The 25,911-nt window shown below is 67.2% G+C and carries 21 protein-coding genes and 15 pseudogenes; 17 read left to right on the top strand and 19 right to left on the bottom strand.

Features of this window, described 5'->3' with window-relative positions:
- Positions 1-121: 121 nt before the first annotated feature.
- Positions 122-451 (bottom strand): annotated as a pseudogene (locus RM423_RS19820) (transposase); the annotation flags it as partial.
- Between the two features lie 45 nt (positions 452-496).
- Positions 497-715 (bottom strand): hypothetical protein, encoded by a 219-nt coding sequence (locus RM423_RS26285; RefSeq protein ID WP_311424806.1) that lies wholly within the window; start codon positions 713-715, stop codon positions 497-499.
- Here RM423_RS26285 and RM423_RS19830 point away from each other — a divergent pair.
- Positions 648-806: pseudogene (locus RM423_RS19830) on the top strand (IS1380 family transposase); the annotation flags it as partial. The gene RM423_RS26285 and the pseudogene RM423_RS19830 sit on opposite strands and share 68 nt — an antisense overlap.
- 293 nt (positions 807-1,099) lie before the next feature.
- On the opposite strand, the gene RM423_RS19835 reads toward RM423_RS19830, so the two are convergent.
- Entirely contained in the window at positions 1,100-1,663 is a 564-nt protein-coding gene (locus RM423_RS19835; RefSeq protein WP_311424779.1) for a TetR/AcrR family transcriptional regulator, read from the bottom strand.
- 91 nt (positions 1,664-1,754) lie between these two features.
- On the opposite strand from RM423_RS19835, the gene RM423_RS19840 reads away from it, so the two are divergent.
- Positions 1,755-2,024, top strand: coding sequence for a hypothetical protein (locus tag RM423_RS19840; protein ID WP_311424780.1), 270 nt, complete (start codon positions 1,755-1,757; stop codon positions 2,022-2,024).
- A gap of 76 nt (positions 2,025-2,100) precedes the next feature.
- Positions 2,101-2,535 (top strand): cupin domain-containing protein, encoded by a 435-nt coding sequence (locus tag RM423_RS19845; protein WP_311424781.1) that lies wholly within the window; start codon positions 2,101-2,103, stop codon positions 2,533-2,535.
- A 437-nt stretch (positions 2,536-2,972) separates the two neighbouring features.
- Here the strand turns inward: RM423_RS19845 and RM423_RS19850 are convergent, their stop codons facing one another.
- A complete protein-coding gene (locus tag RM423_RS19850) occupies positions 2,973-3,389 on the bottom strand; it encodes a hypothetical protein (RefSeq protein ID WP_311424782.1) in 417 nt (138 codons plus the stop codon).
- A 176-nt stretch (positions 3,390-3,565) separates the two neighbouring features.
- Positions 3,566-3,811 (bottom strand): annotated as a pseudogene (locus tag RM423_RS19855) (ketol-acid reductoisomerase); the annotation flags it as partial.
- Between the two features lie 52 nt (positions 3,812-3,863).
- Between RM423_RS19855 and RM423_RS25880 the strand changes: the two are divergent.
- Together RM423_RS25880 and RM423_RS25885 are read left to right on the top strand one after the other, a co-directional pair.
- Positions 3,864-4,442, top strand: a pseudogene (locus RM423_RS25880) (IS701 family transposase); the annotation flags it as partial.
- A gap of 189 nt (positions 4,443-4,631) precedes the next feature.
- Positions 4,632-5,064, top strand: a pseudogene (locus tag RM423_RS25885) (SDR family oxidoreductase); the annotation flags it as partial.
- Between the two features lie 235 nt (positions 5,065-5,299).
- Here the strand turns inward: RM423_RS25885 and RM423_RS19865 are convergent.
- Together RM423_RS19865 and RM423_RS19870 are read right to left on the bottom strand one after the other, a co-directional pair.
- Positions 5,300-6,151 (bottom strand): LLM class flavin-dependent oxidoreductase, encoded by an 852-nt coding sequence (locus RM423_RS19865; protein WP_311424785.1) that lies wholly within the window; start codon positions 6,149-6,151, stop codon positions 5,300-5,302.
- A gap of 32 nt (positions 6,152-6,183) precedes the next feature.
- Positions 6,184-7,202: pseudogene (locus tag RM423_RS19870) on the bottom strand (aldo/keto reductase).
- A 94-nt stretch (positions 7,203-7,296) separates the two neighbouring features.
- Here RM423_RS19870 and RM423_RS19880 point away from each other — a divergent pair.
- Positions 7,297-7,745, top strand: a pseudogene (locus RM423_RS19880) (TetR/AcrR family transcriptional regulator); the annotation flags it as partial.
- A 660-nt stretch (positions 7,746-8,405) separates the two neighbouring features.
- Here RM423_RS19880 and RM423_RS19885 read toward each other — a convergent pair.
- The 4 genes from RM423_RS19885 to RM423_RS19900 form a co-directional block, all read right to left on the bottom strand.
- Positions 8,406-9,332 (bottom strand): NADP-dependent oxidoreductase, encoded by a 927-nt coding sequence (locus tag RM423_RS19885; protein WP_311424789.1) that lies wholly within the window; start codon positions 9,330-9,332, stop codon positions 8,406-8,408.
- A complete protein-coding gene (locus tag RM423_RS19890; protein WP_311424790.1) occupies positions 9,329-9,769 on the bottom strand; it encodes an ester cyclase in 441 nt (146 codons plus the stop codon). Before RM423_RS19890 ends, RM423_RS19885 begins: the two co-directional genes overlap by 4 nt.
- A 65-nt stretch (positions 9,770-9,834) precedes the next feature.
- A complete protein-coding gene (locus RM423_RS19895) occupies positions 9,835-10,761 on the bottom strand; it encodes an SDR family NAD(P)-dependent oxidoreductase (RefSeq protein WP_311424791.1) in 927 nt (308 codons plus the stop codon).
- On the bottom strand, positions 10,758-11,492 hold the full coding sequence (locus tag RM423_RS19900; RefSeq protein ID WP_311424792.1) for an SDR family oxidoreductase: 735 nt from the start codon (positions 11,490-11,492) through the stop codon (positions 10,758-10,760). The genes RM423_RS19895 and RM423_RS19900 overlap by 4 nt, the downstream gene beginning before the upstream one ends.
- A 244-nt stretch (positions 11,493-11,736) precedes the next feature.
- Here RM423_RS19900 and RM423_RS19905 point away from each other — a divergent pair, with 244 nt between their 5' ends.
- Positions 11,737-12,582, top strand: coding sequence for a helix-turn-helix transcriptional regulator (locus RM423_RS19905; protein ID WP_311424793.1), 846 nt, complete (start codon positions 11,737-11,739; stop codon positions 12,580-12,582).
- A 111-nt stretch (positions 12,583-12,693) separates the two neighbouring features.
- Here RM423_RS19905 and RM423_RS19910 read toward each other — a convergent pair whose 3' ends face one another.
- From RM423_RS19910 to RM423_RS19920, 3 genes are all read right to left on the bottom strand, one after another.
- Entirely contained in the window at positions 12,694-13,728 is a 1,035-nt protein-coding gene (locus tag RM423_RS19910) for a zinc-dependent alcohol dehydrogenase (protein WP_311424794.1), read from the bottom strand.
- Positions 13,729-13,864: 136 nt separating this feature from the next.
- On the bottom strand, positions 13,865-14,284 hold the full coding sequence (locus tag RM423_RS19915; RefSeq protein ID WP_311424795.1) for a MarR family winged helix-turn-helix transcriptional regulator: 420 nt from the start codon (positions 14,282-14,284) through the stop codon (positions 13,865-13,867).
- Positions 14,285-14,302: 18 nt separating this feature from the next.
- On the bottom strand, positions 14,303-14,524 hold the full coding sequence (locus RM423_RS19920) for a GntR family transcriptional regulator (protein WP_311424796.1): 222 nt from the start codon (positions 14,522-14,524) through the stop codon (positions 14,303-14,305).
- 119 nt (positions 14,525-14,643) lie between these two features.
- Here RM423_RS19920 and RM423_RS19925 point away from each other — a divergent pair.
- Positions 14,644-15,210: pseudogene (locus tag RM423_RS19925) on the top strand (alpha/beta fold hydrolase); the annotation flags it as partial.
- 127 nt (positions 15,211-15,337) lie between these two features.
- Here the strand turns inward: RM423_RS19925 and RM423_RS19930 are convergent.
- Positions 15,338-16,099, bottom strand: a complete 762-nt coding sequence (locus RM423_RS19930) for an SDR family NAD(P)-dependent oxidoreductase (RefSeq protein ID WP_311424798.1) — start codon at positions 16,097-16,099, stop codon at positions 15,338-15,340.
- Between the two features lie 189 nt (positions 16,100-16,288).
- Between RM423_RS19930 and RM423_RS19935 the strand changes: the two genes are divergently transcribed.
- Complete coding sequence (locus tag RM423_RS19935) at positions 16,289-16,861, top strand: TetR/AcrR family transcriptional regulator (protein WP_311424799.1); 573 nt, start codon at positions 16,289-16,291, stop codon at positions 16,859-16,861.
- 175 nt (positions 16,862-17,036) lie between these two features.
- Positions 17,037-17,441, top strand: a pseudogene (locus RM423_RS19940) (transposase); the annotation flags it as partial.
- On the opposite strand, the pseudogene RM423_RS19945 reads toward RM423_RS19940, so the two are convergent.
- Positions 17,408-17,887: pseudogene (locus tag RM423_RS19945) on the bottom strand (IS982 family transposase); the annotation flags it as partial. The pseudogenes RM423_RS19940 and RM423_RS19945 overlap by 34 nt on opposite strands.
- Before the next feature lie 215 nt (positions 17,888-18,102).
- On the opposite strand from RM423_RS19945, the pseudogene istA reads away from it, so the two are divergent.
- The 5 genes and pseudogenes from istA (at position 18,103) to RM423_RS19970 (ending at position 22,280) form a co-directional block, all read left to right on the top strand.
- Positions 18,103-19,734: pseudogene (gene istA, locus RM423_RS19950) on the top strand (IS21 family transposase).
- A pseudogene (gene istB / locus RM423_RS19955) lies at positions 19,734-20,548 on the top strand (IS21-like element helper ATPase IstB). Before istA ends, istB begins: the two co-directional pseudogenes overlap by 1 nt.
- 190 nt (positions 20,549-20,738) lie before the next feature.
- Positions 20,739-20,906 (top strand): hypothetical protein, encoded by a 168-nt coding sequence (locus tag RM423_RS19960; protein WP_311424800.1) that lies wholly within the window; start codon positions 20,739-20,741, stop codon positions 20,904-20,906.
- Positions 20,903-21,619 carry an alpha/beta hydrolase gene (locus RM423_RS19965; RefSeq protein ID WP_311424801.1) on the top strand — a complete coding sequence of 239 codons (717 nt, stop codon included), beginning with the start codon at positions 20,903-20,905 and terminating at the stop codon, positions 21,617-21,619. The genes RM423_RS19960 and RM423_RS19965 overlap by 4 nt, the downstream gene beginning before the upstream one ends.
- 82 nt (positions 21,620-21,701) lie before the next feature.
- A complete protein-coding gene (locus RM423_RS19970) occupies positions 21,702-22,280 on the top strand; it encodes a helix-turn-helix domain-containing protein (RefSeq protein WP_311424802.1) in 579 nt (192 codons plus the stop codon).
- Positions 22,281-22,345: 65 nt separating this feature from the next.
- Here RM423_RS19970 and RM423_RS19975 read toward each other — a convergent pair whose 3' ends face one another.
- The gene (locus RM423_RS19975; RefSeq protein WP_311424803.1) at positions 22,346-22,948 is read right to left on the bottom strand and encodes a helix-turn-helix domain-containing protein; all 603 of its coding nucleotides are present in this window, start codon (positions 22,946-22,948) and stop codon (positions 22,346-22,348) included.
- 161 nt (positions 22,949-23,109) lie between these two features.
- Between RM423_RS19975 and RM423_RS19980 the strand changes: the two are divergent.
- Both RM423_RS19980 and RM423_RS19985 read left to right on the top strand, forming a co-directional pair.
- Positions 23,110-23,753 (top strand): annotated as a pseudogene (locus RM423_RS19980) (SDR family NAD(P)-dependent oxidoreductase).
- A 667-nt stretch (positions 23,754-24,420) separates the two neighbouring features.
- A pseudogene (locus RM423_RS19985) lies at positions 24,421-24,792 on the top strand (potassium channel family protein); the annotation flags it as partial.
- 205 nt (positions 24,793-24,997) lie between these two features.
- Here the strand turns inward: RM423_RS19985 and RM423_RS25890 are convergent.
- Entirely contained in the window at positions 24,998-25,465 is a 468-nt protein-coding gene (locus tag RM423_RS25890) for an HAD family hydrolase (protein WP_396327803.1), read from the bottom strand.
- A pseudogene (locus tag RM423_RS19990) lies at positions 25,386-25,911 on the bottom strand (HAD family hydrolase); the annotation flags it as partial. The pseudogene RM423_RS19990 and the gene RM423_RS25890, both read right to left, overlap by 80 nt.

Raw genomic sequence — 25,911 nt, forward strand, 5'->3', positions numbered from 1 at the left:
GCCAAACCCTGATCGACCCCGACACCGACCACGCCCTGCTCGTCTTCACCGCCACCCCAGGCACCCCCAGCCACGACATGCTGCAGCTACTCGCCGTCCTCGGCCACACCAGCGTCACGACCTAGTGGGCTGAGTTTTCAGTTGTTGGGCGCTTGGTTTTGGCGAGGATTTGGTCGGCGGTTTTGATCCAGACGAAGGGGTGGGCGCGGTCGTTCCAGCCGTCGATGAAGGCGCGGATGTTGGCGTTGAGGTCTTTGACCGAGTCGAAGGTTCCGCGGTGGATGGCTTGGCGCTCGATGGTGCCGAACCACACTTCCACGAGGTTCATCCAGGATGCCGAGGTCGGGGGGAAGTGCACCTGCACGCGTGGGTTGGCCGTGAGCCAGTCGCGGATCTGGATGCGCTTGTGGGCTGCGTAGTTGTCCATCACCAGGTGCAGCTCGCCGTCTGGCGTCCCGGGGGTCGAGCTGAGTGCAGCTCAGCTGGAACGCAAGGGTCACGTCGTCGAGCTGCTCCAGTACACGGCCCACGCAGACTGGGAGGACTTTCGTCCCCGACCCAGCGACATCGGGTCGATCCACATCGCCGTCATGACATCGACGCCGTGGCTGCCGACCACAGGTGGGAGCCCAACGGGCTCGGTCGAGACCGCGACCATCCGCCGCACGTTGATCGGCGTGCCGGCCCGGATCGCGTCCTCGGCCCGGCGGCTCACCCTGCACCTGCCCACCCACTGGCCCTGGCAGACGGCCTGGACGGAACTGTTAACCCGAGCCTGCGGACCACCGGGCACCGCCACACCCTGACCACCCAGCCGAACAGGCACGACCCGAGGACCAGGAAAGCCGAGGCAGACGGCAGCCCGATCACGCCCTGGAACCGAGGCAACCCAGCAACAACATCACTATCGGCAAATTGAATCAACAAACAAGTCGGGTCGGTGGATCGAGGCTAAGGCCCACGGCGGCAAGTGTCCATCAACCACCGTTCCGGCCCTAACCTGACGCTCTGGCCGTCACGCCTGACGTCAGGTGGAGGTACACCCGTCTGGACATGCGGCTCCCCCTCATGTCGGCCACCGACCAGCGAGCTCTGGTCATCACAGGAGCAAGGTGATGGCGGTGCCGAGGTTCTCGCGGAAGGTCTCTCGTGAGGTCGTCTGGTGCTTGAGCCCCATCGCTGTGCTGATGAGCGTGCGAGCGATCGCCTCGGATGTCGCTCGGTCCTGCGGTGCCCTGGTACTCACCACGGCGTCGGTGACCAGCGCGTGGAAGCGGCGCGGGGCGTCGACAACTGCTGTTCCCAGAACGTCACGGTGGGCCTCGGCGACCGCGCTGAGCGCGCCGCGCCCAGGTAGCGACCGGTCCAGGTGTCGAAGGCTTCCAGCAGGCGCTCCGGCAGGGGGTCGGACCTCGTCGCCGAGAGAGCAGGCGGCAGTGCGCAGGTCCTGCTCGAGGGCGCGCCTGACCGCGGCGGCGAAGAGCTCCCGCTTGGACTTGAACAGGAAGTACAGGCCGGGCCGGGAGATGCGCGCCGCGCCGGCGATATCCTCCATAGACGTCTTGCGGTAGCCATAGCGCACGAAGGTCTCAAGCGCGGCGGTCAGGACGACGTCGCGGCGGTCCGCGCCAGGGTTTACCTGCCCGTCGGCCTCCGCTGCCACGCGGTGACGGTACCGGTCGTCCAACTACTTTACAATCACGATCTAGACGGTATAGCGGCGTCGCCTGCGCATTGAACTTGAAGGAGCTCCCATGGCGCAGGAGTCCCTGATCGTCACCCGGTTCGACGCGACCAGCACTGCCGCGGACGTCGTGCGCGGCGCGGACCTGCGCGGCCGACAGGCCAAACCCCCTGTGGGAACGAAGCACGGGCCGAGACACCTCTACCAGGCTCCGGCATCCCGCTCAAGAACTACTACCCGCTGCACGTCTCCGTGGCCGACGTCGAACACGTCGCTGGCGGCCACCCGCTCGCCCGTGTGGAAGGACCGTCATGACCTGGCCGCAAAGCGGCCCGGCTGAGACTGACAGATGAGCGCGACTGTAACCTTTTGTACGTCGAGCGGCTGCCCGGAAGGGCGTTACGAAGGAGATGGATATGCACAAGTCTCGTGGTCTGGCTCTGGCGGCTGTCGGCATGACCGCCCTGGTGGCGGTTTCGACAACGACCGCTGAGGCGACTCCGCCCAGCGGAGTGAGCGCCACGATCATTTCCAAGTACACCGCGGGCGGTAAGGACTTCGTTCTCCGCGAGATCACGATCGCGCCCGGCGGTACCACCGGATGGCATTGGCACGACGGAGCACTCATCGGCGTGGTGAAACGCGGCACCCTCACCCACAACGAGGCGGACTGCTCGGTCGACGGGGTCTATCACGCCGGTGACCCGATCGTTGAGCCTGCCGGATCCCGCAACGTGCACATCGGCCGTAACCTCGGCACGACCCCGCTCGTGCTCGACGTGCTCTACATCGATCCCGCGGGAAGCCCGTTCTCTGAAGACGCACACAACCCGGGTTGTGGCTTTCACTAGGCCACCCGTCCCGGTGACGGCTCGCGGCTGCAGATGAGGGTATCGCGTTGAGGTCGTTCCCCTCCTAGCCGCTAGCCGCTAGCCGCTAGCCGCTCGAGACTGGCTGGTGTTGAGACATCCAGTCGATGAAGGGCCACGAGCGTGCAGGACGCTTGTTCTGTTCTATTGGACCTGGCAGGATTCAGTGCGGTGTCGAAGTCACCGGCGCAGCGAACACCCGCCAGTACGCACAATGGGCGGCGCACGCCCGCCGCTACAAGGGCACCCGCACCACCAAACTCTGCCGCTCCGACCGGCTGATCAGCAGCCCCGACACACGACCCACCACGTCGGCAGCTCAGGCGACCAGGATGGGCTCGGCCAAACTGGTCAGGGATGGTCGCGGCCCAAACCGCCTCGGTCGCGGCCAACCGGCCATTCAAACTCGGCGAGCTGGATTACCCAGCCGTCTGGATAGGCGTCACTATCTCGGCGCTGTCTTGGGGTGAGATCTGGCGAGCGACCTCTACCAAGCGAACGACCTTCTCCTCGTCATCGATCTCTGCGAACACATGGGACTCGAACTCGACCCGTCCGCCTGCAGTGTCGAAGCCGAAAATGTAACGGCCGGCGATGGCCGGTCCTTGGCGCACTTCTTCGATGACTCGGAGTTCGCCGTTCCCGGTGACCATCTGGCGCATCTCGCGAACGTGGGGGCCGTACGCCTCACGGTTGTAGACCTGGCCGTTGATGCGTTGGGTGAAGTTCGTCGATACCAGTCGGTCCAGCGTCTGGTCGAGTTTTTCGTCGGACTCGTCGCCGTAGAAGAGTTTTGCGAGCACCGCGGACAGGTCGTAGCGAGGGTTCGTGCTCATGTCTTCCTCCTGGGCGGGTGTGGTCGGTCGGCACATCGTAGCTACTCGTGCCATGAGTTGAGGGTGGCCGTTGCGAGTTGCCGGTCGTCTCGGACTCGTTGACATCAGAGGTCACCGAAAGCACGTCATGCTGCGCGTGCGACGGTCTCTCCGGGCTTCCTGCACGAAGTGGCCGGAGGCGCCCACTTGCGCGCTCCCAGGCGGCCGGTGAAGCAGTTGTCGACCATGTAGGCGACCCCACGGGCATGCATGTAGGGGTTGAGCGAGTCGACCGCCTCGATGACGGACTCGTTCGCGATCTCGGAATAGGGATGTCCCCGCTCCAGGAGCACATCGACCTGGGTCATCATCACGCCGCAGAACACTCCGGCAGTGAACGGGTCCAGCGGGATCTCGTCCTCGACCCGGTCGGCCCTGACCTTCTACCTGCCCGAGTCGTGGGCCGAGGACGAGCCACGCCGCACCCAGGCCGGGGTGCCCGCCGAGGTCGAGTTCGCGACCAAGCCGGCGCTGGCCCCAGTAATGATCACCCGCGCCGTGCAAGCCGGGACGCCGGCCGCCTGGGTGGCCGGCGACGAGGTCTATGGCGCCGACCCGAACCTGCGTCGCACGGTGCGCGAACACGGCCTGGGCTACGTGCTGCAGCTCGCAGCAAACCGGCGCGTGCCCACCCATGCCGGACCGATGCGCGTGGACGCTCTCCCCGCCCTCATCCCCGCAACCGGGTGGCAGACCTACTCCTGCGGACCCGGCAGCAAGGGCCACCACAACTACTCCTGGGCCTGGATCGGGCTGCTGCCAGAACCCGGCGAACAACTGCCTGGCGGCGAGGACGGACGGCATCACCTGCTCATCCGCCGCAACAACGCGACCGGCGAGCTGGCCTACCTACGCTGCTACACACCCCGGCCCACCTCGCTGGCCGCGCTGGTGCGCGTGGCCGGGCAACGCTGGCGCATCGAAGAGTCCTTCCAAGCCGCCAAAGGCCTCGTCGGACTCGATCAACACCAAGTGCGGCGCTGGACCTCGTGGCACCGCTGGAGCACCCTCGCGATGCTCGCCCACGCACTCCTCGCCGTGGCCACCGCCATCCAACGCGACCACAGCCCGGCACCACACGGGCTGATCGAACTGACCGTCACCGAGTTCCGCCGCCTCTTCGACGCCATCCTGCCCCCCGCCCGCCACAGCCTCGCCACCCTGCTGGCCTGGTCCACCGGAATCGCCAGAACCGGCCTGATGGAGGAGCTAGACGTCGACGGCTGGGACGCGATGATCGACGTCAACCTGCGCGGTGTGCTGCACGGGATCGCGGCCGGGCTGCCGATCTTCCGTCGTCAGGGCACCTGGTGACGACCGTGTCGACCTCGGTGCTAAAGATCGTCCCCACGCAGGCGGTGTACGCCGGTACCAAGAACGCCGTCCGCACTCTGCTGGAGGCATTGCGCCAGGAGTCCACCGACGGCGTCCTACGCACAACTTCGATCTCACCCGGCTTCGTCCGTACCGAGCTCGTCGACCACGTCGACAATCCTGACGTCCGGAACAGGCACAACACAGGATGGCCGAGATTGGCATCGCCCCCGATGCAGTGGCACGAGCCGTCGCCTTCGCCATCGAGCAACCCGACGACGTCGAAATCGGCGACATCACCATCCGGCTCACCCTCCAATAACCATCCGACCCACCGTCCAATACTGACACCAAACTGCCGCCCGGCTGCGCTTATAACCCGCCTGCCCTCGCGCAAGCTCGCTGGGCCCGGGTGCCCCAGGGGTTCGGTCTGTGGGACGCCGATGATGTGGACCCCGTCGTCGTTGTTGGTTCAGGTCGCCAGGTTCGCAGGACTTCCGGTTGCGGATCGAGTCGGGTGAGTCCGGGATCGAGGGTCAGCGCCGTTGCGCGTCCGCTCAGCCTGTCGCGGCGTGTGCGCCGATGATCTCTTCCGCCACCCATTGCGCGACGCCGTCGGCGTACGGCGTCGACAGCCCTAGGACGATGTGCGCGAAGCCGGCGTCGAGCGCTTCGGTGACCGCGGCGCGGGTTGTTTTCGGGTGGTCGTAGGAGACCGGCAGAAACATCGAGCGGGTTATCGCCGCAGGATCACGGCCGATGTCGGTGCAGAACTGGTCGAGCATCGCGCTGCGCGCGGTCGCGTCGGCGATGTCGCCACCCGGGATGTTCCAGATATCGGCGTGCTCGGCCACGACCCGCAGCGTCGCGGTCGACCGTCCGCCGATGACGATCGGCGGCCCTGGCCGTTGCACCGGTTTGGGGTTGCCGAACGCGCCATCGAGGTGGTGATATGCGCCGTCGAAGTCGAAGGGCGCGTCCTCGGTCCATAACCGCCGCGCAATCGTGCACGCCTCTGCGAGACTGCCGACCGCGTGGGCGGAATCGTGGTAGGGCAGCCCGTGCGCCACGTACTCGCGACGCGCGATCGGGACGCTGGGCCGCGATCCCGCGCCGATGCCGAACTCCAGCCGTCCGCCGGACACGATGTCGACGGTGGTCGCAATCTTGGCGAGCACCGCAGGCGGCCGGAACCGGTTGCTCGTGACCATCAGGCCGAGCCGGAGCCGGCTGGTCTGCGCGGCGAGGGCGGCCAGTAGCGTCCAGCCTTCGAAGATCGGGCCGTCCAGGTCGCCGCCGATGGGCATGAGGTGGTCGAACAGCCAGGCGTGCTGGATCGACGGGATGTCGTCGGCCTCGCGCCAGACGCGGACGATGTCGTCGTAGGCGACGTTCATGGGCGGGGTCATGATCCCGAAGCTCGGGCGTGCCGTGGTGGCCATCAGCGTCGCCGCAGCGTGGCGTCGGTGATGGACGGGCGGGTGTCGATCTTCTCCTCGGGTGACAGATCGACGCCCGGTGCAACGATCGCGTCGAGGGCGTCCAGGACGTCCGCGGAGAGCACGGTGTCCGCGGCTGCGAGCTGGGACTCGAGGTGGTCCATTGTGCGCGGGCCGATGATCGCGCTCGTCACGCCCGGGTGCGCGGTCACGAATCCCAGCGCGAGCTGGATCATCGTCAACCCGGCATCGGCCGCGACCTTCGCCACCTGCTCGACGACGTCGAGCTTCGCGCGGTTCGCCGGGACGTCGAGGTCGAAACGCTGCGGTATGACGCTGGACCGGTGAGTGGTGACCTCCCGGCCGGCGCGTACCGCGCCGGACAACCACCCTGACGACAACGGGCTCCACACCAGCACCCCGAGTCCGTGGTTCTCAGTCACGGGGAGCACGTCAGTCTCCGCACCGCGGTTCAGGATCGAGTAGTTCAACTGTTCGGTGACGTACCGACCCAGGTTGTGGCGTCGGGCGGCCCACTGGCCCTCGACGATCCGGTACGCCGGAAAGGTCGAGGACCCGAAGTAGCGGATCTTGCCCGACCGTTGCAGGTCCGTCAGCGCCGACAGCGTCTCCTCGTCGGTGGTCGTCGGGTCCCAGCGGTGCACCTGATACAGGTCAACATGGTCCACGTCGAGCCGACGCAGACTGCTGTCCAGCTCACTGGTCAGCCAGCGGCGGGACGCACCGCGGTGGTTGCGTTCTTCGCCCATGGGCAAAAGGCCTTGGTCGCCAGCACCACGTCCTCACGCCGACCGGCGATCGCCCGGCCGACCATCTCCTCCGATTCGCCCTGGCTGTAGAAGTCCGCGGTGTCGACGAGGTTCACCCCGGCCTCGAGCGCGGCATCGACGATCGCGGTGGCGTTCTCCTGCGTCGTATGGCCGATCGCGCCGAAGTTCATCGCGCCGAGCGATAGTGTGCTGACCTGAACACCGGTCCGGCCGAGCGTGCGGTACTGCATGGCGTCTCCTCATGTCATGATGGAAGCGGAACGTTGTTCCGCTAACTATACGGAGCAATGCTCCGGTTATACAACCGCGAGGAGAAGCTCCGACGTGCCAAAGGTGGACGCAGCGGCAACGTCGTCAGCGCGCAAGCGCGCTGACGCCCGCCACACCGAACAGCCGCTGCTCGACGCCGCTCCGCCCGTCTTCATCACCCACGGGGTCGACGCCCCAGTCCGGGAGATCGCCGCAAAAGCCGATGTCGGCATGGGCACGATCTACCGCTACTTCCCCACCCGGGCCGACCTCGTCATCGCCGTCTACCGCCACCAGGTCGAGGCGCTCGCGAGTGCCGCTCCGCACTTCATCAGACTCGTACCGGCGTGCGTCTCACTGCTCAACGCCACGGTCCAGGGCGGCGAGATCGGAGGCGACATCGACGCTCTCACCCTCATGCACGCGGCCGGCAACCTCTGCATCGGAGTCGAGGCCCCGCGCGACACCGGCTACAACGCCCACGCATGGTCGGCCTGCTCATCGTGGGCCTGCGGCACTCGCCTAGGCCCGCTCCCGCTGATGCACCAGCGTCGCCAGTAGCGTCACCGTTAGCGGCTGCGCGCACTGACTTCGGGGCCGGTGCTGGATCTGCAGCGCTGGTGTCTGGTGGGCGCGAGCCGCGTGATCGACTGGCTGATCAGTCGTCCTCGTGGGCAAGATGCCTGGCCAGGAGTTGACGCTGGGTGAGCCCATCAAGTAACGAGCGCCAGCGGGCCGACGACGAAATCGAATTAGACGTCAGCGCAGTGGCCCTGAGCTCGCGCCGAATTCAGCACCTCACCGTTACATATGTCTCGAAACATCGGACTGAACGAGGTCCTGGGGGACCGACCGAGAGTTAATGAGGGGTCAGTCGCCGTCATCAGACGCCACCCCTTCTCGCCGAGCATCGCTCAGCGTGTCAGGCCGGAAACACAGTGAGAATGGTTGATGGCTGCGGGGCGGTCTGACCCTCGGAAAACGATTACACCTCGGTACGGATCGTGCTTGCCTGCATGCCATCGTCGTGCTCGCCGGGGTATCGATGAGGACCGTAGGGGGGCCGGGCCTACGCGGTGCCGGCGCCCCGGAGGCCTGATGGGTGTTGTACCCCCGGGGTCGCTCGGCGTCGCGTGCCGCATCCGTGCCGGTGTCGGTGCACCGGTGTCGGTGTACTCCCAGGTTCAGGGGGTCTGGGGTATGAGGATGACCTTCCCTTTGGCGTGGCCGGCGGCGAGGTACTGCAGGGCCTGCGGTGCCTCATCCAGGTCCAGCGTTTGGTCGAGCAGGACTCGGATGTCGCCGTCGAGCATCCCGATGACCGTGGCAAGTCGTTGAGGATCGGAGGCGTGGAAGAGGAATTCGGCGCGCATCCCGCGCGCCGACGCCCGATCGGTGTCGGGTGGCATCGGCACCGCGACGAGCAGGCCGCCGTGACGGAGAACGTCCAGCGATTGCTCCTCGACGGCGCCGCCGACTGTGTCGATCACGACATCGATGTCGGCGAGCTGTGAGCCGAACGGTCCGCTCGTATGGTCGATGACCTCATCCGCTCCGAGGTCGTGCGCGATGTGCAGGCCGGGGCCGGAGGCGGTGGTGATGACGTGCGCGTGGAGTGTGCGTGCCATCTGCAGGGCGAAGCTGCCGACTCCGCCAGCGCCTGCGTGAATGAGCACCCGTTGGCCGGCGTGGATGTCCGCGATCTCGGTGATGGCCTGCCAGGCGGTCGCGGCGGCGGTCGCTGCTCCGGCGGCGAGGAACAGCGGGATCGAGGTGGGCGCGTGGACCAGTTGGTCGGCCGGGACTACCGCGAACTCAGCGTAGGCACCTCCGTCGGAGGGGTCCAGGCGGGCGACGACCGGGTCGCCAACGTTCCAGCCGTGGACCGTGTCGCCGAGGGCGGTGATGGTTCCGGAGACGTCGGTTCCCAGGGTGTATGGGAATTGCACGGGGAAGAAGTCGTGCATGTAACCGGCGGTGATTTTCAGGTCGAGGGGGTTGGTCGCCGCGCCGGTGACCCGCACAAGCACCTCACCCGGACCGGGGAAGGGCTGCTCGACGTCGTGGACGGTGGGAGTGTCGCCGTAGCGGGCGATCTGAACGGCCCTCACTGGTTGTCCTGAGCGATGTGAGGAGCGGAGCCGACCTGATTGAAGAATCCGAACCAGTCCTCCAGGTGCCACGTCCGCGCCAGGCGCCCGTCCTGGACGGTATGAAACTCGTGGATCGGGATGCGCACGTCTCGGCCGGTCGCAGGGACGCCGAACAGGTCACCGGTGTGGGTGCCGCGCATTTCGGCGCGGACACCGATCTTGCCGTTGCCGTCGGCGCCGCGCCCGTCGATGACGTCGTGGACCACGATCTGGAACCCCGTGAACGATTGTCCGAAGCCCTTGATCATCGGTTTGACGCCGTCCGGGCCGGGACCCTGGCCGGGATTGAGTGGGACGTCTTCCCAGTCGGGGGTGACTACCTCGTCAAGGAGGTCGGTGTCGCCGGAGAACGCTCGGTAGAACTTCTCGACGAGCTGGTGGAGTGGGTTGGACATGCGGGTCTCCTCGGTAGGGGTGTCACCACTGGTGAAGGTTCGGAACTGGTGCTTTGGTGGTCTGGTCAGGGATGGGCAGGAACGTCGATGAGGTGGTCAATGCCCAGGGCGGTGAAGAACGCGCGCTGGCGCTCGGTCCGGACCGCGTCGATGTCCTGGACGCCCTTGTGCTGGGCATCGACGATCACCCGACGGGGGCGCGTGCCGCGGGGCTGCCCTAGCACCTCGACCAGGGCGTCACCGACAGAGGCGACGTCGGCGGGGTGCCCCTGACGGGCGACATCGATCGCTTCCAGCCGCGCTGGGATGTCGGTGACCGTCTCGGCGGCGTCGCCGTACTGGGCGGCGACCGCAGGTTCTGCCGGCGGGTTGCTGTGGGCGAAGTGCTGGGTGCCTTGGGTGAACGCGCCGGGCACCAAGATGATGGTGTCGATACCGAACTGGCTGACCTCGAAGCCGATCGACTCGGCGAAGGCTTCCCCGGCGGCTTTGCTGGCGATGTAGGTGGCCATGAACGGTTCAGCGATGTGCGTGGTTGTACTGCTGACATAGACGAGCGTGCCAGCTTTTTGTCGTCGCATCACCGGCAGCACCGCCCGGTTCATCCGCAGCCAGGAGACAGCGTTGGTGTCCAAGATGGTGAGAAACTGCTCCGGGGTGAACGCCTCAGCTACCCCGGACATCAGCATGCCGGCATTGTTGACCAGCACATCAACTCGGCCCTGCTCGAACACGACCTGGTCGATCGCGGCCCGGCATCCAGTGTCAGACAGCACATCCAACTCCAGCGGCCGCAACGTGACCTGATTATCGGTCCCGAACTGGAGGGCGGTCGCGGCGCGCTCAGCGGAGCGCGAGGCGATGCCGCGCATCCCGGCGTACACAATGTGCCCGGCCAGGGCCAGCTTCTCGGCCACCGCTTGGCCGAGTCCCGACCCCGCACCGGTGACCACGACCACCTGCCGCGGACTGTCGTGGATAGAGATGCTCATGCGAGTCCTCCGTTCACGCGAATGATCTGGCCGTTGATCCAGCCAGCTTCAGGCGAGACGAGCAGCGCCACGGCGCCGGCGATGTCGACCGGCTGCCCGATGCGCTGCTGCGGGGCCAGCCCGGCCATCCGCTGCACATCGGCCGCGGTCTTACCGGTCAGGAACAACTGCGTCTCGACCGGGCCCGGGGCGACAGAGTTCACCGTGATGCCGCGCGGACCCGCCTCCTTGGCCAAGACTCTGCTGAATCCTTCGACCGCGCCTTTGGTGGCGTTGTAGATGCCGTACCCGGGTGCGTTCAATGCCAGGGTGGTGCTGGAGAACGTAATGATGCGCCCGCCGTCGCGGACACGTCGGGCGGCTTCCCGCAGCGCATTGAAGGTGCCCCGAATGTTGACCTCGACCTGCTCTGTGAAGTCGTCGTCCGTCGCCTCAGCCAGAAGTGCCGGACGCATGATGCCGGCCGATGTGACCACGATGTCGATACCACCCAAGTCCGACTCGGCCTGGTCGAACAGGACTTTTACCTGCTCCACGTCGGTCACGTCCGCGCGGATCGCTACCGCCTGACCGCCCGCGGCCAGCACGGTAGCGACGATGTCACCAGCTACCTGCGAGGACGTGACGTAGGTGATCACGACGGCGACGCCGTCCTGGACTAGCCGCTCGGCGACCGCACGCCCGATCCCCCGCGACCCCCCGGTGACGATCGCAACTCTCGATCCGGTCATAAATCAATGCCTCTTTCTGGCGCTCTTTCTGGTCGCCGTCATCGACTTTGTCAGGGCAAGCCAGCGCGAGCTAGGCGACGCCTGTACTGGTGACGGCAGCACCTGGATGGCCGGCAATCTCACTGCTGCGCATCCGACCCATGGGTCGGGGTGGTCGCCGACCCGGTGCCCGAACCTGACCTGCTGTCGGTCCTGGTGGCGGCGTCGCCTGGCTAGAGCAGCGAACGCGGACCAGAATGGTGAGGTGGACTTGATCGAGCTAGGTGGCTTCCTGAAGTCCCGGCGGGATCGGCTCAACCCGCGCGACTTGGGTTTGCACGATGGCCCCCGGCGCAGGGTCGCCGGGCTGCGGCGCGATGAAGTGGCGAACCTGGCCGGCGCATCGGTTGACTACTACGCCCAGCTCGAACAGGGCCGCGGCGCGCAGCCCTCAGAACAAATGCTCGCCGCCCTTGCCCGCGCGCTGCATCTCACCCTGGATGAACGTAATCATCTCTACTACCTCGCTGGACGCCCCCAGCCGTCCGCAGGCAGCCCGAACGCCCACGTGCACCCCGGAATGCTGGACCTGCTGGACAGGCTCACCTCCACCCCTGCGCAGATCATCAGCGACCTCAGCGTCACCCTCGTCCAGAATCGGCTGGCCGCCGCGCTGCTGGGACGGCCCAAACACAGCACCGGGTTGCGCGCCAGCTTCCTCTACCAATGGTTCACCGACCCTGATGCCCGCACCCTGTATCACCCCGACGAACACCAGCACCAGTCACAGGTCTTCGTAGCCGACCTGCGAGCCGTCACCGTCCGCCGCGGCAGCGACCCAGTCGCCGCCGAGCTGACCCGCCGCCTGTTGGCCCACAGTGACGAATTCTCCGACCTGTGGGCACGCCAAGACGTCGCGGTCCGGCGATCAGACCGCAAACGGCTCCTGCACCCCACTATCGGAGAAGTGGAACTCAACTGCCTGAACCTGCTCAGCGAAGACGGCACCCAACGCCTGCTGTGGTTCACCCCACCGGCTGGGACCCAGGCTGTAGAAAACCTGGAGCTCCTGAACGTTATCGGCGCCCTGTCTGTCCAGCCCGACCACTGAACTCCCGTTCTCACCGGGTGCGGCGAGAGGTCAACGCATTGGTGGCCAAGTCACACTCTCATCTGCCCTCGACGACTGCTCCGAACGGACTTCTGGGCGCTGAACGCTGCTCTACAGGTTCGGGGTGCCGTTCAGTCGTGGTCGTATGAGGACCGGTTTCATGTCTCTGGTCAACAGCACGTCGGGGGCCTGTTCGGCGTCGTGGATTGAGATCACCAGCTCAGGGCGTAATCGGCCTAACCGCAGCAGGTCCAGGACGGCTGGGATGTGCGGTGTGACGCTGACCGCGCCGACCGAGACGGTGACGTCTCGCTGGTACATGTCCCACAGCGGCAGCGGGGTGTCGGTGAAGAACATTCCGGCGTTGGACAGGTGGGCGCCGGGCGCGAGGCACAGCACGGCCTGACGCAGCAGCGCGGGGTCGCTGGTGGCGCCGATGACCACCGGGTACTGCAGGTGCTGAGTTGCGGGATCGACTTCTGCACCCACATCGGCGCCTAGTGTCCGTGCGACGTCGCGGCGCCGGTCGCTCTTGTCGACGTAGTCGACCGACCGTGCTCCGGCGGCCAGCGCCTGGTCGACGGCGAACAGCCCGAGGCTCGGCAGGCTGCTCACGACAAGCACGCGGGCACCGGGGTGCCGGCTGAGCCCTCGGGTGACGCAGACGTAGGCGTCGGTGAGGTTGTCGCTGGCCGCGGCGGCCGCCGCGGGGTCGACCCCGGGGGGCAGGCGGGTGAGCATGGCGTCGGCGTAGGGGACCCGTGCCTGCTCGGAGAACAGCCCGCCCCAGTCACCGGCGATCGAGGCGCCGTAGCCCTGCAGCCCGGGGACGGTCGTGCACGCCGTCGGCAGCGCGTTACGGCACGGCGGACACGCGCCGCAGCTGATGTGCCACGGCACGACGACAAGGTCACCGACCGCGACCCGGTGCACGGCGGCACCGACCTCGAGCACCTCCGCCACGCACTCGTGCCCGATCGGGAAACCGCTTCCCAACGGCACAACGCCGCGCACGATCGCCCGGTCCAGGTCGCAGGTCGTCGAGGCGACGGGACGCACGATCGCTTCCAGCGGATGGCCAACAACCAAGTCCTCGACCTCACGCCAAACCAAGTGGCCTACGCTTTCAAACCACAGTGCGCGCATCAGGAACTCCTTCTCGCTCGCCGGCTCATGATCCCGGGCAACTGAGTCTGAACCTTCCCTCTCGAGCCAGGCTCCGTTGCGGCGCCACCTCCACACCGGCCGAAGCCTTGCTCGTCATGAATCGATCCTTGTCGACTCAGCGGGGCGCTGCCATGGCTCTGGCAAGTAAGTCGTGCAGGCACCGCTGGTCTTTGTCGCTGAGGTGAGCGATCGGGGACCGGGTCGCCATGGCTTCGACGAGCGCGCGTCTGGTCACTCGTCCGGCGTCGGTAAGGTGCAAGATCTTCGTACGCCGGTTCAGGGGATCGACGTCTCGGACGAGGAGTCCGCGCTCTTGCAGCCGGTCGGCCAGGAAGGTGATCGTCGAGGGGTCGCGGCGCAGCCTCGCCGCGAGTTCGCTCATGGGCGGGTCCGGCGCGGCCGCCCCCACGTGCCAGAGCGCGTTGGCCAGCGCCGGGGTCAGGTTCAGCTCGCTCATCACGTCCTGCACCAATGCCTGGGTGCGGTCGGCGAGGGCAAGGGACAGGTCCACCAGCTCATAGATCAGCGGGTTCATCCGCTGCCGACGGGGCCGTCACCCCCTGAGAATACTTGCCGTGTCGAAACAGTTGTGCAATCCCGCGAACGGTGTTTCGGCTAACGCGAAACGCTCCGCGAGGACGCGTTCGGGTGGGAGCCGATCGCCGGGGGAGAGATGGCCGTCTTCGATCAACTGACCAACCTGAGTGATGATCTCGTCGAAGGCGCGCCGCGGCCGGGCAGGTCGGAACAGATCAGCGGCCGGGTCAACAGTCATCGGCTCGCATCCTCCCCTCAATTCTGCGAAAAGGTAGAACGATGGATCATCTGGCGCTTGTGCAAGAACACGCTGGTTGCCCTGTTGGCCCGGCCGCGTGTCAGGCCTCGTCGATGAGAGCGCCAGCAACGCTCGCCCTGCTCGCCGACGCCGGACTCGGCGACTACGTGCTCGTCGGTCATTCGATGGGCGGCAAGGTCGCTCAGCTCGTCGCCGCGACCCGCCCCGCCGGCCTCCGCGGACTCGTCCTCGTCGGATCCGCACCGGCCACGCCACCGGCCGAAATCACGCCCGAGTACCAGGAAGGACTTTCCCACGCCTACGACAGCGACGAGTCGACGGCCCGAGCGCGCGACCACATCCTCACCGCCACCCCGCTCAGCGACGACCTCAAGGCCCAGATCGCAACAGACTCCCGGTCCAGCACCGACGCCGCCCGCAGCGAGTGGCCGCTGCACGGCATCACCGAGGACATCACGGCGCACACCCAGCTGGTGAACGTCGCGACCCTCGTCATCGCCGGCGAGAACGACCCCATCGAGCCGGTGCAGGTGCTACACCACAACCTGCTCCCCTACCTCTCACATGCGCAATTCATGCTGATCCCACGCACGGGACACCTCATCCCCCTAGAGGCTCCAGCAGAACTGGCCGACGCCATCTCCCACTTCTCGCCGGCCACCTGAAGTGGCAGCACATGGAGGTGCACAGTTCGTCGATAGACCGAACCGTCAGGATGAAGACTTAGCGCCCTGGCGCTCGGTCGGTGCCAACGGCACGCGCTGTGCGCCCCGCGCAGCGACCGCAGAGTTATCAACCCGTCTGCGCGACTCCGCCGTCCACGAACAATTCGATGCCGGTAACGCCGCTGGAGTCGTCACCTGCGAGGAACAGCGCGGCCTTGGCTACCTCGTCCGGTCGCACGAGGCGACCAAGGGGGTTTCCTTCGCCCATGGCCTGTACTCGCTGGGCGACGTTCTTAGCGCCAACGGCGCCGGCGAACGCGAGCCGCAGGGACGGCGTGTCGATTGCTCCCGGGCTCAGGATGTTGATGCGGACGCCGGTGCCCTTGACTTCCTGGATCCAGCCTCGGATGAGGGCGCGAAGCGCAGCCTTCGACCCACCGTAGAGGCTCATGCCGTGTTGTGCCTGGATGGAGCCGGTGGAGCCAAGGACGACGACCGATCCGCCCGCGCCGAGGTGCGGCAACGCTCCCTGAATGGTGAACAACACGCCCTTCACGTTGATGCCGTAGATCTTGTCGAACTGGCGCTCGGTGATGGACCCAAGCGGGGCGCTGTCTCCTGCCCCAGCGTTCGCCACGACCACATCGACACGGCCGTGTCGCGCGACGACGTCGTCGAACACGCTGGTCATCTTCGCTTCGTTCGTGACGTCGGCGAGAACTCCGGTGCAGTGTTCGCCCAGCTTGGCAACGGCTTCGTCGAGCCCCTGCTGATCGACGTCGGTGATCACGACGTTCGCTCCGTTACTGATGAGTTCCTCGGCGATGGCGTAGCCGAGACCTCGCATGCCGCCGGTCACTACGGCAACTTTGTCCTGCATGGTCGTCATGGAATGGCTCCTCTGTTGGTGATGTGCGCTCTCGCGAGCCGACGGCAGCTGACGGTCGTACGGCTGCCGCGCCAGAACGGCGTCTCAACTGCGGTTAGGCTGACCGCGCTCGGCTGGCTACTCTGGTGGAGAAGGTCTCCGGTTACGACGATACGGAGAGGGTTTCCGATTTTGCAAGTGGGGGCGTAGATGAGAGCCGATGCACAGCGCAGTTACGATCGGATACTGGCCGTCGCAGGTGACGTATTCGTCGAGCAGGGCACCAACGCATCCATGAACGAGATCGCCAAGAGGGCGGGCGTCGGCGCGGGGACGCTGTATAGACATTTCCCCGACCGAGAGCACCTGCTGGACGTCTTGCTCAAGGATTGGGTCGCACAAATCCAAGCTGCGGTAGATCAGACACTTGCCGCCGGGCTGCCGCCGCGCGAGCTCCTCATCACCTGGTTCGAGGCGGTCGTCAGGCACATCAGCGTGCACCGAGGAGGGGCCGCGCGGTTGACCGCTGCGCTCGGAAACACCGCTTCCATGGTCGACAAGTGGCAAGGCCTCGCTACCGCCAATCAATCCGTCCTGCGGCATCTCGAGGCCCGCGGTGCCATTCGCGGGGGAGCCGACACCATCCAGATCTGCCGTCTCGTCGGCGGCGTGGCAGCAGTAGCGGATGCGGGCGGTCTACTTCGCGACGACACGAGGGATCTGCTGGCGCTCATCGCCGATGGACTGCTCGTCGCACCAGCCGCCGCGCTGCGCTGTCCGTAACGCGCTGACGCTGACGGCAGGCGCAATGCTTGAAACCTGTGGTTGAGGCCGGGTGGGACGTACCTTTCCGGTAGCCATGTGGCGATCGAGCAAGGCCGGCGCGGCCACGCTGGTCGGGAAGGTAGGTCCCTGCTCAAGGTAGTGGAGACAGGCGGTTAGGGGCAGGTGTCGCCGGCTGAGGTGCCGGCGGAGTTCGTTGTTGGATGAGATCGCGCGTGAGGTGCGCGGCGAATGCTGGCGGCGGCGCTGCGGGCGGAGGCCGACGCCTACGTCGACGCACTGGTCGAGCAGGTCGATGAGGATGAGCACCGGTTGGTGGTGCGCAATGGGCGTCACGACCCGCGCACGGTGACGATGACGGTCGGGGCGGTCGAGGTGCGGGCGCCGCGGGTCAACGACAAGCGGGTTGATGAGGTCAGCGGTGAGCGTAAGCGGTTCGCCTCGGTGATCCTGCCGACATGGTGTCGCCCGCAGCCCGAAGATCAGCGAGGTGCTGCCGCTGCTCTACCTCCACGGCCTGTCCGGTGGCGACTTCGTGCCCGCGTTGGAGCAGTTCCTCGGCACGATCTTGGGGTTGGCCAACCCCCAGATGATCGGCATCCCGTCCGGTGCGGCGATCAGGTAGAGCCGGAAACCCCAGAAGAAGCGGGAGTGGCTGGCGCAGTAACCGTAGCCGGCGTGTCCGGCCAGATCGGATCGTTTGACCGTTTCCCGCGAGGCCGCGCATGGCAGCGGTGTCGAATCGAGCAGCCGCAGCTGGTCGTGCCACGATGCGGTGTCGCGGGCCAGTTCGGTGATCACCGCGGCGATCAGTCCACCCTGCGCGCGCAGCCGTTTGCCGTAGCCGGACTGACCGGGCAGCTTCGGGAACATCGCGGCCAGATGGGTGCGTGCGTAACGGATCCAACGCCGCTCACTGGCGAAGCCGAGCAGTTGCTGCGCTACGGCCACACACAACAGCTCCGCGTCGGTCAACTCGGGCTTGCGACCAGGCAGATGATCACGACTCCAACCCAGCGCGGGCAAGACACGATCGTCGAGCTCGACCTAGTGGCTCTGTCAGTCTCAAGTGGCCCCGCTGTGACGGAGATATCTGGCCCCACCTCGGCTGCTGACGGCGGGGTGTGACGGTCGTATCTGGCCCCACCTCCGACACGCGCGGGGTGACGTTCGGGAGGCAAGCGGCCCTTCTCCTACGCGCCGGCGCGAAGATCAGCGCACGCCTGCTGAAGGGGCCCGGGATGGGGTCGTCACGCGTGGAGCTGTTCGAGGCGATCCGCCGGGACGCCCGCCGGGAGGACCTGTCGGTCCGCGCCCTCGCGGAGCGCCACGGTGTGCACCGCCGCACCGTCCGCGCAGCGCTGGCGTCCGCGGTGCCACCACCGCGCAAGCAGCGCGTGCCGGTGGCGCCAAAGCTCGACCCAGCGAAGCCGCTGATCGACGCGATGCTCCGGGAGGATCTGACCGCGCACCGCAAGCAGCACCACACCGCTCGCCGCGTGCTGGCCCGCCTCGTGGACGAGCACGGCATGGCCGAGCTGACCTACTCCTCGGTGCGGGACTACGTCGCCCGGCGCCGCCCCCAGATCACGGCCGAGGCAGGTCGGTCGCTGGAGACCGCGTTCGTGCTGCAGGACCACCCGCCCGGCGCGGAAGCGGAGGTCGACTTCGGTGACGTGTGGGTCGTCTTGCTGGGGAGTCCACTCGCTGCTTCCTGTTCACGTTCCGCCTGTCGCACTCCGGCAAGGCGGTGCACCCCGTCTACGCCTCAAGGGCAGGAGGCGTTCATCGAGGGCCACCAGGAAGCGTTCAAGGTTCTCGGCGGCGTCCCGACGGACAAGATCCGCTACGACAACCTGCGCTCAGCTGTCTCGAGGGTGCTGTTCGGGCGAAGCCGCACCGAGTCTGACCGCTGGGTGCAGTTCCGCTCCCACATGGGCTTCGACGCGTTCTACTGCATCCCCGGCATTGACGGCGCCCACGAGAAGGGCGGCGTCGAGGGCGAGGTCGGCCGGTTCCGCCGCCTCGAGCAGGCCGACGCCGCGGACGACGCTCGCAGGATCGACAACCGAGTACGCACAGTCGGGCAGGACTTCGCCGCCGAGGCGCCTCTGCTCCGGCCCCTGCCGAGCGACGCGTTCGACGACGGGCTGTGGCTGACCCCGCGGGTCGACCGCTACTCCCGCGTCACCGTCCGCCAGTGCCACTACTCCGTCCCCGCCAAGCTCATCGGCCGCAACGTCCGCGTCTCCCTGCGCGCGTCAGAGGTCGTGATCCTCGACGGCAAGCGCGAAGTCGCCCGCCACCCCCGCCAGATCCGCAAGGGCGCACAGTCCCTCGTGCTCGACCACTACCTCGAGGTCCTGGTCCGCAAGCCCGGCGCCTTGCCCGGAGCGACCGCACTCGCCCAGGCGCGCGAGACGGGGGTCTTCACCACTGAGCACGAGGCGTTCTGGGCCGCGGCCCGCGCAGTCCACGGAGACGCCGGCGGCACCCGTGCTCTGGTCGAGGTCCTGCTGCTGCACCGCCACATGGCCCACGGCGACGTCGTCGCCGGCCTCGCCGCCGCCGTGCCGGTCGGCGCGACCTCCGCTGACGTCGTCGCGGTCGAAGCCCGCAAGATCGCAGCCCTGCGCGGCAGCCAGCCCATCACCGCCGCTGCGGAGCCGGCAGCGGACCGCCCGCGGGTCATCAGCCTGACCGAACGCCGCCTCGGTGACCCCGCGGCGGTGATCGCCGGGCTCCCGCCCGACGGGCGCCCGCTGCCCAGCGTCGACGCCTACGACGAGCTCCTCGCCCGCCGCCCCACCAGCCCGACGCCTGCGGTGACCAGCTCCGCCGCGGGCGCCTCCTTGAGCAAGGGACACCCCTGATGACCACGACCACCACTCCCGCGCCCGCTGCACCGGCGATGCGGCGACGCCGCGGCATGACCGAGCAAGCCGCTGACGCCGCGGTCGACCAGGCGTGCTGGGCGTTGCGCTTGCCCACAGTGCGCTCGCGGGTCGGGGAGATGCTCGACGCGGCAGAGAAGGAGCAGCTCACCTACCGCGGGTTCCTCGCCGAGCTCCTGCTCGCCGAGTGCGACGACCGGGACCGCCGCCGCTCCGCCCGCCGGGTCAAGGGCGCCGGGTTCCCGCGGGACAAGTGGCTCGGCGACTTCGACTTCGAGGCCAACCCGACCGTCAACCCCGCCACCATCCACGGCCTCGCCAGCAGCGCATGGGTCCGGTCCGGGCTGCCGCTCTGCCTCATCGGGGACTCCGGCACCGGCAAGTCCACCTGCTCATCGGCCTCGGCACCGCCGCAGCCGAGGCCGGCTACCGCGTCAAGTACACCCTGGCCACCAAGCTGGTGAACGAACTCGTCGAAGCCGCCGACGAGAAGCAGCTCGCCAAGACCATCGCCCGCTACGGGCGCGTTGACCTGCTCTGCATCGACGAGCTCGGCTACATGGAACTCGACCGCCGCGGCGCCGCGCTCCTCTTCCAGGTCCTCACCGAACGCGAGGAGAAGAACTCCGTCGCGATCGCCTCCAACGAGTCGTTCTCCGGCTGGACCAAGACCTTCACCGACCCACGCCTCTGCGCCGCCATCGTCGACCGCCTCACCTTCGGCGGCAACATCATCGAGACCGGCACCCAGTCCTACCGCCTCGCCCAGACCCTCGCTCAGCGCGGAAGCTAGCCGGGATCGTGCGGCATGCTCCGGGGGTCAGGGTGGGCGCAGCCCTTGCCTAGGAGGGATCTGTCCCATTGTGGGCAAGGGAAGTCCGGGCTGAACCTAAACAGGTGGCACCGGCCACCGATCCGCAGCCAAGCAGCCAAGCAGTCATGCAGTCATGCAGTCATGCAGTCATGCAGTCAAGGGACACACGATGAAGAGCACGATCACGTTCACGCGTGAGGGCCTGACGCTGACGGGTGACCTGTTCACGCCCGAGGGCTTCACGGAGACCGCTCAGTACCCGGCGGTCATCGTGCAGGGCTCGTTCTCCATACGCGCAGAAGTTCGCGGAGCAGGGCTTCGTCGCCCTGGCCTTTGACTACGCCCACTACGGGCAGAGCGCCGGCGAGCCGCGTCAGCTCGAGTCGCCCGCGGAAGACCAAGGACCTGCAGGCAGCGGTCATCTATCTCACCGGTCTGCCCTACGTGCAGGCCGTGGGCATGGTCGGCGTCTGCACCTCCACCGGGAACGCGGCCTACCTCGGCGCCGCAGAGCCCCGGCTCGGCGCGCTGGCCACCGTGGCGGCGTTCCTGCCGAGCCCGGCGATCTTCACGATGCTCTACGGCAGCGAGGAAGGCGTCGCCGCACGCCGGGCGCAGGCCGCCGCCTCGCGAGACAAGTGCGAGCAGACCGGCGAGGTGGACTTTGTCCCCGCCTACAGCGAGACCGACCCTGCCGCGATCGACTACGGCCCCGCCGGGTCCTACGACTACTACCTCAACGAGTCGCGGGCCAACATCCCCGCCTACCGCAACGAGACCGCGGTCATGAGCCTGACCGAGTTCCTCGAGTTCGCCCCGATCACCCAGGCACCAGCCATCACGACCCCCACGATGGTCGTGCACTCCGACGGATCCGCCTTCCCCGACCAGGCGAAGAAGCTCTACGAAGGCCTCGCCGGTGAGAAGGAGCTCGTGTGGGCCGACGGCAACCACTACGACTACTACGACTCTGGGGCGCAGATCGACAGCGCCGTCGCCAACGTCAGCCGCTTCTTCCGCACGCACCTGGTCGCAGGACCGGCCACCTGACCGTGGCGGATGCGAGCCTGGTCGCGGCAGTGCCCCGGACGAGACGTCCGGGCGCGGCCCGGACGAGGAGAGGGTGAATGACGTGGCCGAGAAGGACCCGTACCTGCCGGAGCTGGGGCAGTTCCTGCGAGCGCGGCGCAGTGGGCTGACGCCCGACGACCTCGGGCTTGCCGAGCGCGACGGCGGCGTCCGTCGCGTCCCCGGCCTGCGTCGGGAGGAGGTCGCGGCACGGGTGGCGATCAGCACCGACTACCTCATTCGCATCGAGCAGGGCCGGCTCGCGCCTTCCGAGCCCGTCCTCGACGCGCTCGCGCACTGCCTGCGCCTCACCCCGGACCACCGGGACTACGTCGAGGGCTTCGATGCCGTCACAGGCCGGGACCGCGGTGTAGGCGAGGACGTGCAACTGTCGGCGACCAGCACGCTCGGCCACGACGAGGCGCGTCCCGGCGCTCCCGCGGGGGAGTTGCCACGGGCTGCGCGAGCGGGAAGGGTGAGCCTCTTGCGTACGCCCGCACGTCCGGTTGCTTCATGCGCCGCTGATCGCGCTGCCCTTGGCCGCAGCAGGCGTGAGGCGCACGGGGCGCCGTTGTGCGGGCGGTGTCGGCTGCGCGCCGGGCGCGGCAGGCAGGGTGAGCGTGAAGCGGGCCCCTCGACCTGAGGCGGGTTGGTAGGTCAGGGTGCCGCCGTTGGCTGCGGTGAGGGTGGCCGCGATGTACTACAGCGTCAGACGAACAGTCCCGCCGTAATCGCCGCAACTCGGCGACGTGCAGCTGTCTCGTCGTCACCGAAACGGTCGACCGCCCATGACAGCGCAAGCACCAGTTCGTAGATGTCTTCAGCCCTTATGGCGGAGTGGGCGAGCCCTTCAGGATCGGGCTCAGACTCCCTCGACTTGTCTAGCAGCTGCCCGACTTGCGTCAGTAGAGGGTCGCTTGCTGAGTGCACAGGAGAGGCTCCTTCCCGTGCAGTGGCCAGGCAGTGCGGCAGATCGTGCCAGATGCGCAAACGCCACGTCAGGCGGGCAATCCACTCAACCAAAGCTGCTTGAGCACCGAGCGTGTGCAACAACTCGTCAGCCTCGGCTAGCGCTGCGGTGATGCCATCAGCCATCACCGCAGCCAGCAAGTCGTCGCGCGTGGGGAAGTTGCGGTAAAGAGTTGCGCTACCCACTCCTGCCTGAGCTGCAATGCCATCCAGCGAGGTAAGCACACCGTCCGCCTCGAAGGCCTCCCGCGCCGCTCGCAGGATCGCTTCCCGGTTGCGCCGCGCGTCGGCCCGGCGCGAGGGCCGTGTCTTCTCGCCGCCTGCCGTCTCAGGTGCTGACATATCTCCGCCTCGTTGACTAAGTGGGGAGCGTCCCCGTATCTTGGTTCCCGGGGACGCTCCCCACTTCCAGAGGAGTCTAGATGACCCAGCGCATCAACGGCAGGACCGTGCTTGTGACCGGCGCCAACGGCGGACTAGGCAGACAGTTCGTCGAGCAAGCGGTGCAGCAGGGCGCGGCCCGCGTGTACGCGGCGGCACGCTCGCCTCGGGCTTGGGACGACGCGCGTGTTCTTCCCCTCGCACTCGACCTCACCGATGCCGCGTCTGTGGCCCGCGCAGGCGAACTCGCATCGGACGTCGACCTGCTGATCAACAACGCGGGCATCGCACCAGCCGGCGATTCCATCGCCGGGCCCGAGGACGAGCTGCGAAGATCTTCGAGACCAACTTCTTCGGCACGCTACGTGTGGCAAATGCCTTCGCCCCTGTGCTTGGCGGCAACGGCGGCGGGACGCTGCTCAACGTGCTCTCAGCAGCGGCGTGGATCAACGTGCCGACGGGGTACGCCGCCTCCAAAGCAGCCGCCTGGTCCGCGACAAACGCCTTGAGAGTCCAGTTGCGAGGGCAGGGTACGCACGTCATCGGCCTGCTGGTTGGGATGATCGACACCCCGATGTCCGCCCGCTGGGCCGTGCCCAAGGTCAGCGCTGTCAGCGTGGTTGAGCAGGCGTACGCCGGAGTCTGCGAGGGTGCCCTCGAGGTGCTGGCTGACGACTCGACGCGCTACCTCAAGTCGAAGTTGAGCACAACGGCCGAGGAGCTCTACCCCTGGCTCGATGAGCAGACCGCCGGCTTCGTGGCATGACAACTCGTTCCGCCGGCGGACACAGAAGCGTGCTCGGTGCGGCGCATACATCTGGTGACCGCCTGAGGCAGTGAATCTCACGCTCCGCGCTGTACGAACCAAGGACGCTGGCGCCACGGGGACACGGGCTTCGGGGTCCGCGACATGAGGAGGACCTCCGAATGAGGCGGTGGCTGAGGGCGTCGCTGCAGCCACTCCCGCTCGATCAGGGGACGGAGTGATGTCTGTATCGACTGCGCCACGTTGCCCCCGCGTGCAAGTTCCGCGGCCGAGACGCCCGGCTCCCGCCCGGCGTGCACCGGGCCCCGACTGGGCGGCAGTCAAGTCGAACGGGTGCAGCGTGACCGCAATCTCTCGGCCGACGGCGTGCGCGCTCTGCCACAGGAGGTAGCCGGCACGCACGCCCTGCACGCAGGCCGACGCGTCGAGCGGCCCACGCCCGAGCGAGGACCTTGACCAGGAGGACCGGCTGTCTGACTCGCTGATCGCCGAGCTGGCCGTCTTCCCGTGTGCTCGCCGAGGTTCCGATGGCTCAGGCAGTGCCTTGGGAGCTGCTGCTGAGGGTAAGCGCGCCTCGAGCGGGAGAGCACGCGTAAGCTCGGCGTAAGGGGTCTGACAGAAGGCTTACGTGACGGCTTCTCCTTCACTGCTGGTCAGCTTCGAGATCCCGAACCTCTGGGCCAAGGCCATCAGCAAGCCCCACGGCCGCATCCTCGACCAGCTCGGGGTGCACCACGTCGTGCACCCCGAGTTCGAGATGGGGCGGCGGGTGGCGCACCTGGTGCGTAGGGCCATGCTCGACTACATCGCCTTCGAGGACGACTACGCCATGGTCAAGACTGTCGGCCCCGCCAAGATCGTGGGCCGCCGGCTCGGCGACACCGGCATCCGCTCCAAGCACCGCATCACCGTCGTCGCTGTCCACCGTCGAGGGACCGGCTTCACCTACGCCACCGCCGACACCATCGTCCAGGCCGGCGACACCATCATTGTGTCCTGCTGCACCTCAGATGCCGAATGCTGCAGCATGCTCCGCTAGGACGCCACACTCCTGCCATGCAGTCCCCCCGCCGCCGGGTGGGGCCAGCGAGCTCCGTCACAGTGGGGCCAACTTCAGTTGACACAACCAACCTAGAGTGCGCTCAGGAGGGCGTCCAGGTATTCGTCACAAAATGATCTTCGACGCCCTCCGCCTCCCACCTCCGGCAGCGACACGCGCCTGAGCCGCAAACGGACTAACTCATCTAGGTGGGGCGCCGTTGATTCGACAGCCGGCAGAGCCTGTAACAGGTCCGGTCCGGGCTCAGCCGCGTTCTTTGACTGGGGCTTCGGGTGACCGATGGGATGGGGTCGTGTCCGTCTGAGTCAGCTTCGTTCGCGATGCAGCTCGTGGGGAAGCTGTCGCAGTGACGTGATTCGGTGTGGTCCTCCAGGGGACCGGCACTCTGTCTGTCGAGGTAAACCGCGTGGAGGCCGGCTGCGCGTGGTGCCGTGACGTCGAGGTCGTAGAGGTCACCGACATGGGCCGTTGACGCCGGGGTCACGCCCAGTTCTGCGCAGACCGTGAGGTAGGTCCGCGGGTCGGGCTTAGCAGCGCCGAGCTCTTCGGCGGTGAAGAGGGCTCCGAGAAGTTCATCGAGTCCGACGGCGCTGAGTTTGGCTGTCTGTATGTTCGGTGGTGCCGTTGGTGAGTACAGCGATCTGAAGGCCACTTCGGCGGAGCTCGGTGATCACAAGGTCGACATCGTCGAACTTGGTCCAGGCCGCTTCGTAGCAGGCAAGGTAGCTGGCGAAAATGTCGTCGAGCGTGTCGTCACCGCCGGGTGTCATGCCCAGGAGCGGGAGAAAGTCGCGCAGCCTGCGGCGACGTTGTTCGGCGAAGCTGATCTGGCGCGCCCGCCAGGCGGGGAAGTGGCGTTCCTCAGCGGCGAACCAGGCTGGGAGAAGAACGTCGGTGGGTGTTGCGTTCAGCGTGGGCAGCCAATCGCGAAGTGCGGTGGTCACGGAGCTGACGTGGTCCAGGAGCGTGCTGTCGAGGCGAAAATTACGGCGCGGATCGGCGGCATCACGGTCGAAGGTTATGGGTTGGTCGTGGCTGCCTTGAACCGGCCGTGGCGAGGTGGGATCTGACGGACCCATTTCGGTTACTTGCCGACCT

Origin of the sequence: Jatrophihabitans lederbergiae, assembly GCF_031845305.1 — a bacterium.
Taxonomy (GTDB): Bacteria; Actinomycetota; Actinomycetes; order Mycobacteriales; family Jatrophihabitantaceae; genus Jatrophihabitans_A; species Jatrophihabitans_A lederbergiae.